The following is a 14,317-nucleotide window of genomic DNA, read 5'->3' as shown; positions in this document are numbered from 1 at the left end:
GCCTTGATCGCAGAAATATCCAAATAGACATCGGAAGAAACAGCCGAAGCAACATCCATCGCAGTTTAAATTCGTAGTATCGATTTTCATCCAGGAGAGCCAAATGAGTAGTGTAGCCAACCCATCAGTCACAATCCAAAACCTCGAAGCCGCATTTGCAGGCGAGTCGATGGCCCATATTAAATATCGCTATTTCGCTAAACTAGCACGCGCTGCTGGTGCAGAAGATATCGCGCTTGCATTTGAAACCACTGCAGAGCAAGAGATCATGCACGCATTTGGTCACCTTGATTTGCTGTACCCTAAAGACCAATTGACGCCAGAAAAATCATTAGAAATCGCCATCGAAGGCGAAACCTATGAATATACTGAGATGTATCCAAAATTCCGCCACTTAGCGATAGAAGAAGGCAATCACGCTGCCGTTGCGGAATACGACGAACAAATCGCTGAATCCAAAGTCCACGCAGAACAATTCAAGCGGACTTTAGAGATTGCGGCAAAACGTTTCGCCGCATTGGCTAAGGTAGAGGAACGCCATGCCAATCACTATCGCGCCGTATTAGCAGCAGCCCAAGCTTAATTTTATTGTCGCCATATTGATCTATATAGTGATCTATGTAGTGATCTATATATTGCTCTATAACGTCATCTATTTACCTTTTTAAGAATCGAGAATTGTATGAAAACATATCAATGCGTTGTTTGCGGTTTTATCTATGATGAGTCAGTAGGCATGCCAGAAGATGGCATCGCTGCCGGCACCCGTTGGGACGACATCCCAGCCGACTGGGAATGCCCGGATTGTGGCGTCGCCAAAGCTGACTTCGACATGGTAGCGATCTAAGATGAATCCTATCGTCATCATCGGTACCGGCTTAGCTGGCTACAGCGTGGCTCGTGAATTCCGCAAGCTGGACAAAACAACGCCTCTGCTAATCATCACAGCCGATGATGGCGGTTTTTATTCCAAACCTATGCTGTCCAACGCGTTTGCGCAAAACAAGCAAGCTAGAGATTTGATCAGCCAGAGTGCGGAACAAATGGCGGCGCAAGTCAGCGCCACTTTGCTGACTAAAATGACGGTCGATCATATCGATACAGCAGCAAAAACAGTTGTCACCAAAGCTGGTAAATTTGAGTACAGTCAGCTCGTCATCGCATTAGGTGCTCAGGCAATCCGCTTGCCGATTGCGGGCAATGCCGTCCACCAAGTGCTGTCGGTCAACAACATTACTGACTACACCGCATTGCGGGACAAAATGACCAGCAAAGGCGAGAAAGCCAGCGTCGTGATTTTGGGTGCAGGTTTAATCGGCTGTGAATTTGCAGATGATTTGGCCAGTGCGGGGCATGCCGTCACTCTGGTTGACCCCAATGTGTTGCCGTTAGCAGCACTAGCACCGCAAGCAATTTCAGAAGGTTTACAAACGGCATTGCTGCAACGCGGTATCCGTTTAGAACTAGGGACTACCGCCAGTAGCGTGGATGCCTTAGTAACTAATATGGAGGAGAGCGATGCCTTGCAAGTTAGTCTGGCAAATGGCAAGCAAATTCAGGCAGATATTGTCTTATCCGCAGTCGGACTACGCCCGGACTTGCGTCTGGCAACCGCCTCCAATATCAACACCGATCGCGGGATTTTGATTGATGTGTACGGATTGACCAGCGCTGACAAAGTGTTTGCACTAGGCGATTGTGCTCAGTACAGCGTGGGCAACGGGGTACAGCAAGTATTGCCATATATTGCACCGATCATGACAGCTGCCCGTGCGATTGCCCGCAGCCTGACCGGTGAGTTGACCAGCATCGACCTGAAACCAGCGCCAGTGATCGTCAAAACTCCGAGCTATCCCGTTGCACTAATTCCACCTGCACCGCATGCAGTTGCAAATGGACGCTGGGAAACCGAGCAAGAAGAGGCTACGACGATTAGCCGTTTCTACGATTCCGGCAACCGACTCTCTGGCTTCGGCGTTGCGCCGCAAGACAATAAGCTGAGAACGCGTTTGCTGGCAGAACTGGCTGCTGTGACTGCGCCTGCGGTATAAAGTGTTTGATTGAGTATTTAATTGTCTGTTTAGCTTAAAGCGAAAGACTGAGGCGACAAAGGATCATCCCTTTAAGAGTCACCTCGTAAAAAATCCCCGATACGTCGGGGATTTTTTTGGTCGATACACTTGTTTTATGCAAGTCTCAAAGTATCTTCATTCAACCTAGAAAGGGCAGTTGGACGAGTCTGAGTGTGCATTTTTTCGGTTTCCCAGCAAGGCGAGACGAGGCGCAAGCTTCACCTTGCAACGAGGAGCAACGCCGCTGGGGAGCCGAAAAAATGCACAATCAGATTCGTAGCGTTCTCACCAAAACGGTGATGGTGAAAACACTGACATGATTCAATTGAATCAACTACTTAATTACACTGATGAGCGGTCAACTGCCGTTTCTAGGTTCAATATACTCCCCTTTATTTTTATCAAAAATAGCTTATAGACCAGCAATCTTATGGACGATTAAAATATACCTATCCCCAGTATAATTTAAAGATTAAATACTCTTCACACTTATTGTCCGCAGTTATTACAAAAAATTTCAGAAGCTACACTGTTAATGTCGAAGATTATTGCCAAACATCTACGTCGCATATCGATTTATTAGCCTCCACTTTTGCCACCGTTTTTGCAACGGCGTTGGCTAACAAGGAACTTACTTTCAAATAGCTACTCCTAGCTGCGCCTGATGTATGATTCAAAGACGCTGCATTTGCATCGCAGCCATCCGAAAAAAACCAGAATCCATCGCAAGGGGACCATCATGCAAGTCAATACTTACCTGAGTTTTAACGGCAATTGTGAAGCCGCTTTCCAATTTTATGAACAGCATTTGGGCGGCAAAATAGGGATGATCCATCGCTTTGGAGAATCGCCGATGGCAAATCAATGTCCGCCGTCAGCAGCCCAGCTGATCATGCATATGCGGATGGAATTGAATGGCCAAACCTTGATGGGTTCGGATTGGGTATCGGACCAGGCTTATGAGGGGATCAAAGGCTTTCATTTATCAATCAACGTCGATGACGAAAGTGAAGCTGAACGTCTGTTTGCGGCGCTATCGATCGATGCACAAAAAATCATCATGCCTTTAGATAAAACATTTTGGGCTTCGCGCTTTGGTATGCTGATAGACCAGTTTAGCGTACCTTGGATGGTCAACTGCGAATAAGTATTTTGTAGCGACGGACACCACTGCGCCACTGTATAGTCTATTTTCCTCCGCTATTTTTTAGCTGTTTTTATTTAAGCTTTCTTCTTATTTTTATTTCCTTTGTTAGGATGAATTACATGCGTAAGTTTGCTTCTCTGCCTGGTTTTTCTAATGTTGCTGGTCTTTATCTTTCTCTTGGCGTCCTTAGTATTTTCTTGAGTACCTCGTTATTGATGAGTCCCGATGCCTTTGCCGATCAAGTAGCGGCACAAGTAACGACAAACTTAACGACGGCGACTAGTCCAATAGCTAATAAAGCAGGGAAGCAACTTAATACTCTTGCAGAAAATTACTACAATCAGGCAGCAGGTTTTGAGCCCTTGTCAGCAACCTTCAATGGCGATAACCGTTTTGATGATCAATTGCCGATGACGCTGGTGCCAGCCGTCAGAGTCCGTCAATTAGCGATGGTGAAAAAAGTAGCGCAAGAGTTGGCACGCATACCTCGCGCTGCGCTCAGCGCGGCAGATCAGGTGACTTATGATTGTCTCGATTACGAAGTGCAATCACTGTTAGCGATGGCAGGTTTTAATGATCGCTTAATGCCGATCAATCAGATGGACAGCATCCCTGTGACACTGGCTAATTTTGCGGGTGGACAAAGCTCGCAACCGCTACAAACGCCAGCCCAATATGAGCTCTTTTTGAAGCGTGTTTCTCATTTGCCGGCATGGGTAGATCAGGCGATCTTGAATATGCGTGAAGGGATAAAAAAAGGCATCGTCTTACCGCGTACGCTGGTCGTTTCTACCCTACCCCAATTAAAAGTGCTGGTCACAGAGTCAGCAGAAAACCATCCTTACTACGCACCGGTTAAAAATTTCCCCACCAGTTTTAGTGATGCGGATAAAACACGGCTGACGGCGGCGTATCGCACCATGATTACGCAGAAAATTTTGCCGTCGCTGAGCAAGCTCAATACTTTCATGCAAACGGATTACCTTGCTGCCAGCCGCAGCAGTTCTGGACTGGGCGTTTTGCCGAATGGCGCCAAATGGTATCAGGCCTTGGTACGTGACCAGACCACCACTAATCTCGATCCGGAAACGATTCATGCGATCGGTTTGAAAGAAGTCGCCAGAATTCAAAATGAATTTGTTTTACTGGGACCAAAACTCGGTTATAGCGGCGATCCAAAAGGTTTGCCAGGATGGATTGCGACGCAAAACGAATATCGCCCGTTTAAAACCGAGGCAGATGTATTAGCGGGATACCGCCGTATTGATGCCGTGATCAGAACCAAGCTGCCACAGTTGTTTGGGCGAATCCCAAAAGCGCCGCTAGATATTCGCCCTGAACCAGAGATCAGTCGTTTGACCGCATCCGATCATTACTCAGCGCCTGCAATTGATGGTTCGCGCCCAGGTGTTTTTTGGGCTGTGATTAATGATCCTAAAGAATATCCAATCACAGAAATGACCACCTTGTTTTTACATGAGGGTCAGCCTGGACACCATTTCCACCTAGCGTTGATGCAAGAATTGGATATTCCTAAATTCCGCAAATTTGGCGGCAATAACGCCTACACTGAGGGTTGGGCGCTGTATGCCGAAACCTTGGGTAAAGAGATGGGCTTATATGAAGACCCAAATGCCTATCTGGAACATTTGACCGATGAGTTGTTACGGGCATCACGTTTAGTCGTCGATACAGGCTTGCATGCAAAAGGTTGGACACGGGAAGAAACAATTAAATACCTTCAGGCAACATTGGGGTATGATGAGGCATCAGCATTAAATGCTACTGAACGATATATGGCATGGCCGGGTCAGGCGCTTGGCTATAAAATTGGTTCACTTAAAATAATGGAACTTAGGCAACGCGCTATGAGTAAGCTGGGGACAAAATTTAATTTACTTAGTTTTCATGATGCCATTTTGAGTGACGGCACCTTGCCATTGGCTTTATTAGAAGCGAAGATGGATAGATGGATCGCGGAGCAACAAAAGATATAGAATAATTTACAATATTCGTGATAACTTATAGCCGATGACGACAATGTGTATGTTGCACAGCAGCTTGTTGGCTATGAGTTTGCATATTTGCTGATTTTAAAATTAAAGCTCTTGTGCTAAGGCTCTAGTAACACTACTGTCGTATTGAATCAGAATTGGAATCAGGTCCGGCACTGCCGGTGTGTATTTATACCAATGCCAATATGAAATCTGCCATGGATAAAACGGAAGCCCTCAACAGTATCGTCGCCGAGGCCAATCGCGGGGAATTAATTTTCTCTACCAACGTCACTGCCTCCCTCAAAATTCAGCAAGTGCTGGATACACCTGATTGTAGTGTCGATACTGCGGCCAAGTTAGTCATGAACGAGCCTCTGCTAGCGGCGCGGGTAGTGGCAATTGCCAACTCGGCTGCCTATAGCCGGGGCGCAGAAATCACTAATGTCCGTTCTGCAATTGCCCGGCTAGGTTTTAGAACATTGCGCTCTATTGTCGCAAGCTTAGTAGTACGCCAACTTGCTGGCACCAGCAAAGACCCGGTGTTGCGGGCAATGGCAAACCAGTTGTGGGAACACACCGCACAAGTCGCTGCGCTGTCACAAGTGATCGCACGCCGGATTACCAAGCTCGATCCAGACACCGCTATGTTTGCCGGGATTGTGCATGAGGTTGGTGGTTTTTATATGTTGTCACGCGCCGAAGAATTCCCCTGCCTGCTCGACAACCAACCATTGCCCCCGTTAACTGATTTGCCTGCCTTCGCGGACACCATTATCGAAAGCACGGAAGAAACGCCAGAAACAATTATTGGGCGCGTAGTCTTAAAGAATCTGCTGCTGCCCCAACCGGTACTCGATGCAGTAGAAGCGCTATGGTATGGATTGCGCGCCATGCCGCCAGAAACCCTGGGAGATACGCTGCTGCTAGCGAATGAACTGGCATCTGTACATTCACCACTAGAAATACGTTTCGACAGCGCTTCAATACAATATGCGTCAGAAATAGACTTCGTCGTCGGCGACGGCACGCTCAATAGCATTTTGGAAGAATCTGATGAAGAAGTACGCTCACTCACTGCAGCACTGTTAATTTAACAATCTGTCCGATCTAGGCGCACTGAGTTTTTATACAACGAAGATCAATCGGTAGTAAGGCAAGTAAGGAATAACCAAAAAAAAGATCACCAACATATTGAAATGTCGGAGGTCTTTTTTTCTATCCGCTTTCATCAGACTTGTCGGACTTTATCAGCCGAAATCAACTTCTATCAATTTCTATTTTACGACGTAAGTACCGACACAAACCATCGTCTCGCCATCACCTTTCTCGCAATACGATTTTTTCAATTCATAATCTTTTGTGTTTGGATTAGTGAACTTATAAGGACCATACCAGCCTTTTTGTTTTTCTTTAACGACATTAATCATGCCTTGGATGAAGGCATTACCATCAACGTCTTTTAAGCCAACCAGATTTTTTCCGACCATTTTAGGGTTTGCACCTTGCGCCAGACAGTTACCTTTAAAGTCGTAGACAAAAATATACAAGTCACGGTCTTTAAATGCGCCATTCGGATGCTCATTAAAAGTGGCGTAGGCTTTTTCAGTTCCACCAGATTTAATCAGTGCAACGGCTTGCTTGACCATAGCCTCTGCTTCCGGCTCTGATCCTCGTTCAGCTGCCGCAAAGGCGCTGGTAACTAACAAAGCGCTCAATGTCACACTGCATGAGATACCGGCCATGTATTTTGATATTGTTGCCATTTGTACTCCCCCGTTATTGTTTAAGAAGTTTCAGTATGGATATACTTTTGCCGCGTCTCAAGTAATTGATTGTTAAATACGGTCAATTTAAAAACGCCGACAGTAGCAACATTACCACCAATATAGGCGCGTTTGTCATCAACTCATGATTGCCGATTTGATCTGCTCTAAAGAACTAGGATCTTCTATGGTCGTTAAATCACCCGCATCGCGCCCCTCACAAATTGCCTGAATCGAGCGACGTAATAATTTGCCCGATCGTGTTTTTGGTAAAACTGTCACAAAATGGACACGCGCTGGTCTGGCGATGCCGCCCAAATGTTTGTCAACAACCGCCATCACCTCAGCTTCCAGTAACCGTCTGGATTCTTGTGAACTCGCAATTTCAGGATTTTTTAAAATCGCAAACGCAACAGCAACCTGCCCTTTTAACTTATCTTCCACCCCGACTACAGCCACTTCGGATATGTACGGATGACTAGAAATACTCTCCTCAATTTCGCGGGTTCCCAGGCGATGACCGGCGACATTAATTACATCATCAGTGCGTCCCAAAATAAAGTAATAACCGTCGGCGTCTTTAATGCCCCAATCGAATGTAGAGTACAACTGCGCTTGTGGAAAATTACTCCAGTAAGTCTGCACAAATCGCTGATCATCGCCGTAGATCGTCTGCATACAACCTGGCGGTAAAGGTCCTTTGATGGCGACCACACCTTTTTCGCCAGCACCGCATTCCTCGCCGGTCGATTCATTGATTATTTTTACGTCGTAGCCATACATCGCAACGCCGGGACTACCGAGCCGGGTTTCTTTGTATTCGATACCACGCGCAACGGATAAAATTGGCCAGCCTGTTTCTGTCTGCCAGTAATTATCAATAATGGGCACACCCAGCTCTGTCGCAATCCAGCTTGAGGTTGTCTCATCTAAAGGTTCGCCCGCCAGATATAAAGCTTTGAGCGAAGACAAGTCATATTTTTTCATCAGCTCTGACGGATATTTTTTCAATACCCGCACCGCTGTCGGTGCCGAGAACATCCGCGACACTTTGTATTTTTCGACGATGCTCCACCAAACGCCCGCATCAGGACGTATCGGCGTGCCCTCATACATAATCGTCGCCATACCAGCAATCAGAGGGCCATACACGATGTAGGAGTGTCCCACGACCCAGCCGATATCTGACGTGGCGAAGTAAGTTTCACCTGGATGACTGCAAAAAATATGCTTCATCGACGATGCTAATGCGACGGCATAACCGCCCACATCGCGCTGTACGCCTTTGGGTTTTCCAGTAGTACCTGAGGTGTACAGCACGTATGAAATGTCGTTTGATTCCAGCCAGGTAATTGGCACATTTGCAGAAGCATGCGGCTCCAGATACTGCCTTCGTAAAGAAGCGTAATCCGTATCGCGCCCAGTAACGAGTTGCATTTTTTCCAGACCGCGATCAACTAGCAAAACCTGGCTTGGCTTGTGAGTCGCCATCACAATGGCATCGTCCAGTAGCGGCTTATATGGCACAGACTTACCGCCACGCATGCCTGCATCAGCAGAAACGATCAACACTGGCTTGCAGTCATCAATCCGCGTTGCCAGGCTTTTAGACGCAAAGCCACCAAATACGACAGAATGAATCGCGCCGATACGCGCACAAGCCAGCATCGCAAAGGCAGCCTCAGCGATCATCGGCATATAGATCAATACTTGCTGACCTTTGCGCACGCCCAACGACAACATAATCGCAGCCATGCGCTGCACTTCTGCATGCAACTCCGCAAAGGTATAGGTTTTTTCTGTATTGGTCTCTGTCGAAATCGCAATCAGTGCGGGCTTGTCCCCCTGCGTTTCTAGCCAGCGATCCACGGCGTTGTAACAGAGATTAGTCTTGCCACCGACGAACCATTTTGTGAACGGTGGACGAGAATCATCCAACACTTGTGTGTACGGCTCTTCCCAATGGATCAGCTCTGCCTCCTTATCCCAAAACGCCTGCGTGTCGTTGATCGATTTTTGGTAAAAGTCTGCAAAGTTCATGTTGTCTCCATTGGGGTTATTGCTGTGCCTCGCGTATTTTTGATTTTTTATTATTGGCGTTAATTTTTTATTTCTTTAGCAGTTGGAACGACTTCAAAGCTTAAAACGAGTCGCCTGGCACACGCACCCAACCTTCCATCAAAATACGTGCGCTGCGGCTCATGATGGCCTTTTTCACAGCCCATTCTCCATTGACCTGCGTAGCTTCCGCACCGACGCGTAAAGTGCCTGAAGGATGGCCGAAGCGAACCGCTGTCCGATCGCCACCGCCAGCGGCAAGATTGACTAGCGTGCCGGGAATAGCGGCGGCGGTACCAATTGCCACTGCTGCGGTACCCATCATCGCATGATGTAATTTTCCCATCGACATCGCACGTACCAATAAATCGATATCGGCCGCCGCAACTTGTTTGCCACTCGATGACACATAGTCAGCAGGCTTAGCGACAAAGGCGACCTTAGGCGTGTGCTGACGATTCGCCGCTTCATCGATATGTTTGATGAGCCCCATGCGAACTGCGCCGTAGGCACGAATGGTTTCAAATTTCGCCAGTGCGACAGGATCGCTATTGATCGCATCTTGCAACTCAGTTCCGGTGTAACCGATGGCTTCTGCATTCACAAAGATAGTCGGAATACCGGCATTGATCATCGTCGCTTTGAGGATGCCAACGCCAGGCACATCCAGATCATCGACCAGATTCCCGGTCGGGAACATAGAACCACCAGCGCCGTCCTCATCCGCTGCAGGGTCCATAAATTCTAGTTGTACTTCTGCTGCCGGAAAGGTCACGCCGTCAAGTTCAAAATCACCAGTCTCTTGTACTTCACCATCGGTAATCGGTACATGCGCGATGATGGTCTTGGCGATATTCGCTTGCCAGATGCGAACAATGGCAACACCGTTTTGTGGAACTCGGTTCGCATCCACCAATCCTGCACTAATCGCAAAGGAACCAACCGCCGCAGACAGATTGCCACAGTTGCCGCTCCAGTCAACAAAGGCTTTATCGATCGCGAGCTGACCGAACAGGTAATCTACATCGTGATCCGCTTTGGTACTTTTGGAGAGGATGACTGTCTTGCTGGTACTCGATGTCGCACCGCCCATACCGTCAATTTGCTTGCCGTAAGGATCGGGGCTACCTATGACGCGTAAGAGCAAAGCATCGCGTGCCGCACCGGGGACTTGCGCTACTGCGGGCAAATCCTGCAAGCGAAAAAAAACGCCCTTGCTGGTTCCCCCGCGAATGTAGGTCGCGGGGATTTTGATTTGTGGAACGTGGGTCATGCTAATTCCTATTGATCTTTGCGACATTTAATACGGAAGGGTGCGCATGGCACACCCTAAGCTTCTTAGATCGCCTTTGTTGATTCTAGAAAGTCCTGAGCAAAACGCTGCAATACACCGCCCGCTTCGTAAATAGATACTTCTTCCGCTGTATCCAGGCGACAAGTCATCGGCACTTCGACACGTTCGCCATTTTTACGGTTGATCACCAACGTCAAGGTGGCACGAGGTGTACGCTGACCAATGACATCGAAGGTTTCAGTGCCATCAATTTGCAAAGTCAGGCGATTGACACCCGGTTTAAATTCCAGTGGCAATACACCCATCCCAACCAGATTAGTACGATGAATACGCTCAAAACCTTCTGCCGCAATTGCTTCTACACCCGCCAGACGCACGCCTTTCGCCGCCCAGTCACGTGAGGAACCTTGTCCATAATCTGCCCCTGCGACGATGATCAATGGCTGCTTGCGCTCCATGTAGGTCTCTATCGCTTCCCACATGCGGGTGACTTTGCCTTCTGGTTCGATACGTGCCAGTGATCCGGCTTTGACCTTGCCGTCTTCCAGTACCATTTCATTCTTCAATGTCGGGTTGGCAAAGGTGGCGCGCTGTGCTGTCAGATGATCGCCGCGATGCGTTGCATAAGAGTTAAAGTCTTCTTCCGGCAAACCCATTTTTGCGAGATAAGCACCAGCGGCGCTGTCCAGCATAATGGCGTTCGATGGTGATAAATGATCTGTCGTAATGTTGTCCCCCAACACGGCCAATGCACGCATCGCCTTCATCGTGCGCGGTGCGGCAAGTGCGCCTTCCCAATACGGCGGACGACGGATATAAGTTGTTTGTGGACGCCAGTCGTACAGCGGACTAACCTTCTCACCATCATCAAGCTGAATCGCAAACATCGGATCATAGACCTTACGGAATTGCTCAGGCTTGACGCTGGACTTGACGATGGAATCAATTTCTTCATCGGTGGGCCAGATATCTTTCAGGCGAATTTCTTTACCGTCGACCACAGTCAATACATCTTTTTCAATATCAAAACGTACTGTGCCAGCAATTGCATAAGCGACGACTAAGGGTGGCGAGGCAAGGAAGGCTTGCTTTGCATATGGATGGATACGTCCATCAAAATTACGATTGCCCGACAATACTGCAGTCGCATATAAATCGCGATCAATAATCTCTTGCTGAATGACCGGATCCAACGCGCCGGACATGCCGTTGCAGGAGGTACAGGCATAGGCCACAACACCAAAACCGAGCTTCTCCAAGTCACCCATCAAGCCTGCTTCTTCCAGATACAAAGTCACTGCTTTGGACCCCGGTGCGAGCGAAGATTTGACCCAAGGCTTACGCGTCAATCCAAGCTTGTTGGCATTCCGCGCCAGCAAAGCAGCTGCGATCACGTTACGTGGGTTGCTAGTATTGGTGCAGCTAGTAATTGCGGCGATGATGACTGCGCCATCCGGCATCTGACCTGGTACATCATCCCATTTACCTGCGATACCTTTGCTTGCCAGATCAGCAGTGGCAACACGTGCATGCGGATTGGAAGGGCCAGCCATATTACGTACTACGGAAGACAGATCAAATTTCAGTACCCGCTCATACTCAGCTGTCTTCAAGCTATCTGCCCACAAGCCGGTGTGCTTGGCATACGTCTCCACCAGTTTGACTTGCTCATCTTCACGGCCAGTCAATTTCAGATAGTCGATAGTTTGTTGGTCGATAGAAAACATCGCTGCGGTCGCGCCATATTCCGGTGCCATATTGGAAATCGTTGCACGGTCGCCAAGAGTTAATGCAGCAGCGCCTTCGCCATAAAATTCGAGATACGCGCCAACCACTTTTTGTTTACGCAAAAACTCTGTCATGGCTAGCACAACGTCGGTCGCAGTAATGTTGGGCTGCGGACGACCAGACAGTTCTACGCCGATAATATCTGGCAAACGCATCCACGAGGCACGACCTAACATCACGTTTTCTGCTTCTAAACCGCCAACACCGATTGCCAGTACACCCAAGGCATCCACGTGTGGTGTGTGACTATCAGTACCGACTAGCGTATCGGGGAAAGCCACGCCGTCCTTGACCTGGATCACCGGTGACATGCGTTCCAGATTAATCTGATGCATGATGCCATTGCCCGGCGGGATCACTTCGACGTTTTTAAAGGCTTTTTTAGTCCAGTTGATGAAGTCGAAACGATCTTCATTACGACGGTCTTCAATCGCACGATTTTTATTGAACGCATCGGGATCGAAACCACCGCATTCCACTGCCAGCGAATGATCGACAATCAACTGTACAGGCACCACAGGATTGACCTTAGCCGGATCACCACCTTGGTCCGCAATTGCATCACGCAAACCGGCCAGATCAACCAATGCAGTTTGTCCGAGAATGTCATGACACACCACACGTGCCGGGAACCACGGAAAATCCAGATTTCGCTTACGTTCAATGAATTGTTTCAGCGAGTCGCTCAGTGTCGCCGGATCGCAACGACGTACCAGATTCTCGGCAAGGACACGGGAGGTATAAGGTAGCTTGTCGTACGCACCAGGCGCAATCATGTCGACTGCTGCACGGGTATCAAAATAGTCCAGCGCAGTGCCTGGCAGGGGTTTGCGGAATTGAGTATTCATTATTCAGTCAGTCAAAAATAATTAAATCGCAGCAGCAAAAAATTTCGTAGGATGCGCCATGTGCACCAAGCACATTAGCGGAACCAAATGTACCAATCCAAATTAATTTGGATTGCATCTGAATTAGATAAGGCGGTGCGCACAGCGCACCCTACAATTTCTTGTTTGCAGTCTCATTTGCTAGCTAGCAAAAAAGCAGTTTACTTACGGTCTTTCAGCGCCACAAATTGCAAATCTTCAGGACCAACATAATTCGCGCTTGGACGAATAATCTTGTTGTCGATACGCTGTTCAATGATGTGTGCTGCCCAACCGGAAGTGCGCGCAATGACGAACAACGGTGTGAACATAGCGGTCGGCACGCCCATCATGTGATACGACACGGCAGAGAACCAATCCAGATTCGGGAACATTTTTTTGATGTCCCACATCACGGTTTCTAAGCGCTCTGCAATATCAAACATTTTGGTAGAGCCTGCCTCGACCGACAACTGACGTGCAACTTCTTTGATGACCTTGTTACGTGGATCAGACACGGTGTAGACCGGATGTCCAAAACCAATCACCACTTCTTTATTTTCTACCCGCTTTTTGATGTCCGCTTCTGCTTCATCCGGATTGTCGTAACGCTTCTGAATTTCAAACGCAACTTCATTAGCACCGCCGTGTTTTGGTCCGCGCAAAGCACCAATGCCGCCGGTGATGGCGGAATGAATATCAGAACCCGTGCCAGCGATCACGCGGCAAGTAAATGTGGACGCGTTGAACTCGTGCTCTGCATACAAAATCAGGGAAGTATGCATCGCTTTTTCCCATGATGCGCTTGGCTTTTTACCGTGCAACAGATGCAAGAAATGGCCACCGATAGAATCATCGTCAGTCTCGACATCAATCCGTTTACCGTTATGGCTGAAGTGGTACCAGTAAAGCAGCATGGAGCCAAGAGATGCCATTAACTGGTCGGCGATATCACGCGCGCCTGGCGTATTGTGATCATCTTTTTCTGGCAAGGTACAACCTAAAACCGAGACACCCGTGCGCATGACATCCATAGGATGGGCGGACGCTGGCAAAGCCTCCAGCGCCGCTTTCATATTAGCGGGCAAACCGCGCAAGGATTTCAGCTTGTTTTTATAGGCTTTAAGTTCAGCGATGTTAGGCAATTTGCCGTGCACCAGTAGATGCGCGATTTCTTCAAACTCGCAGGCATCTGCAACGTCCAGAATGTCGTAGCCGCGATAGTGCAAATCGTTACCAGTTTTGCCGACGCTGCATAGCGCAGTGTTACCGGCAGCAACACCAGATAAGGCAACGGATTTTTTTGGTTTGAAAGGAACGGCTTCAGTCATC

Annotated in this window: 11 protein-coding genes; 6 read left to right on the top strand and 5 right to left on the bottom strand. The window is 48.2% G+C overall.

What is annotated here, in order from left to right; genetic code table 11:
• Positions 1–103: 103 nt before the first annotated feature.
• The 6 genes from AAKU64_RS09730 (at position 104) to AAKU64_RS09705 (ending at position 6,310) form a co-directional block, all read left to right on the top strand.
• The gene (locus AAKU64_RS09730) at positions 104–583 is read left to right on the top strand and encodes a rubrerythrin family protein (protein WP_354362061.1); all 480 of its coding nucleotides are present in this window, start codon (positions 104–106) and stop codon (positions 581–583) included.
• A gap of 99 nt (positions 584–682) precedes the next feature.
• On the top strand, positions 683–847 hold the full coding sequence (locus AAKU64_RS09725) for a rubredoxin (protein WP_354330326.1): 165 nt from the start codon (positions 683–685) through the stop codon (positions 845–847).
• 1 nt (position 848) lies between these two features.
• The gene (locus tag AAKU64_RS09720) at positions 849–2,051 is read left to right on the top strand and encodes an FAD-dependent oxidoreductase (protein WP_354330328.1); all 1,203 of its coding nucleotides are present in this window, start codon (positions 849–851) and stop codon (positions 2,049–2,051) included.
• Positions 2,052–2,811: 760 nt separating this feature from the next.
• On the top strand, positions 2,812–3,219 hold the full coding sequence (locus AAKU64_RS09715; protein WP_354330330.1) for a VOC family protein: 408 nt from the start codon (positions 2,812–2,814) through the stop codon (positions 3,217–3,219).
• A 119-nt stretch (positions 3,220–3,338) separates the two neighbouring features.
• Positions 3,339–5,216: a DUF885 domain-containing protein gene (locus AAKU64_RS09710; RefSeq protein WP_354362060.1), complete on the top strand. Its 1,878-nt coding sequence runs from the start codon at positions 3,339–3,341 to the stop codon at positions 5,214–5,216.
• 215 nt (positions 5,217–5,431) lie between these two features.
• Positions 5,432–6,310 (top strand): HDOD domain-containing protein, encoded by an 879-nt coding sequence (locus AAKU64_RS09705; RefSeq protein ID WP_354362069.1) that lies wholly within the window; start codon positions 5,432–5,434, stop codon positions 6,308–6,310.
• A gap of 180 nt (positions 6,311–6,490) precedes the next feature.
• Here AAKU64_RS09705 and AAKU64_RS09700 read toward each other — a convergent pair whose 3' ends face one another.
• The 5 genes from AAKU64_RS09700 to prpC form a co-directional block, all read right to left on the bottom strand.
• Entirely contained in the window at positions 6,491–6,979 is a 489-nt protein-coding gene (locus AAKU64_RS09700) for a cache domain-containing protein (protein WP_354330333.1), read from the bottom strand.
• 138 nt (positions 6,980–7,117) lie between these two features.
• Positions 7,118–9,070, bottom strand: a complete 1,953-nt coding sequence (locus tag AAKU64_RS09695; RefSeq protein WP_354362068.1) for a propionate--CoA ligase — start codon at positions 9,068–9,070, stop codon at positions 7,118–7,120.
• Positions 9,071–9,119: 49 nt separating this feature from the next.
• Positions 9,120–10,310 carry a 2-methylaconitate cis-trans isomerase PrpF gene (gene prpF, locus AAKU64_RS09690; protein ID WP_354330334.1) on the bottom strand — a complete coding sequence of 397 codons (1,191 nt, stop codon included), beginning with the start codon at positions 10,308–10,310 and terminating at the stop codon, positions 9,120–9,122.
• 65 nt (positions 10,311–10,375) lie between these two features.
• On the bottom strand, positions 10,376–12,967 hold the full coding sequence (acnD, locus tag AAKU64_RS09685; RefSeq protein WP_354330336.1) for a Fe/S-dependent 2-methylisocitrate dehydratase AcnD: 2,592 nt from the start codon (positions 12,965–12,967) through the stop codon (positions 10,376–10,378).
• A 200-nt stretch (positions 12,968–13,167) separates the two neighbouring features.
• Entirely contained in the window at positions 13,168–14,316 is a 1,149-nt protein-coding gene (gene prpC, locus AAKU64_RS09680) for a bifunctional 2-methylcitrate synthase/citrate synthase (RefSeq protein ID WP_322119479.1), read from the bottom strand.
• Between the last annotated feature and the right edge of the window lies 1 nt (position 14,317).

The sequence above is a fragment of the Undibacterium sp. GrIS 1.8 genome (assembly GCF_040544445.1).
Taxonomy (GTDB): Bacteria; Pseudomonadota; Gammaproteobacteria; order Burkholderiales; family Burkholderiaceae_D; genus Undibacterium.
The sequence above is the reverse complement of the archived record's forward strand: the minus strand, read 5'-3'. Positions and strand labels throughout refer to the sequence as shown.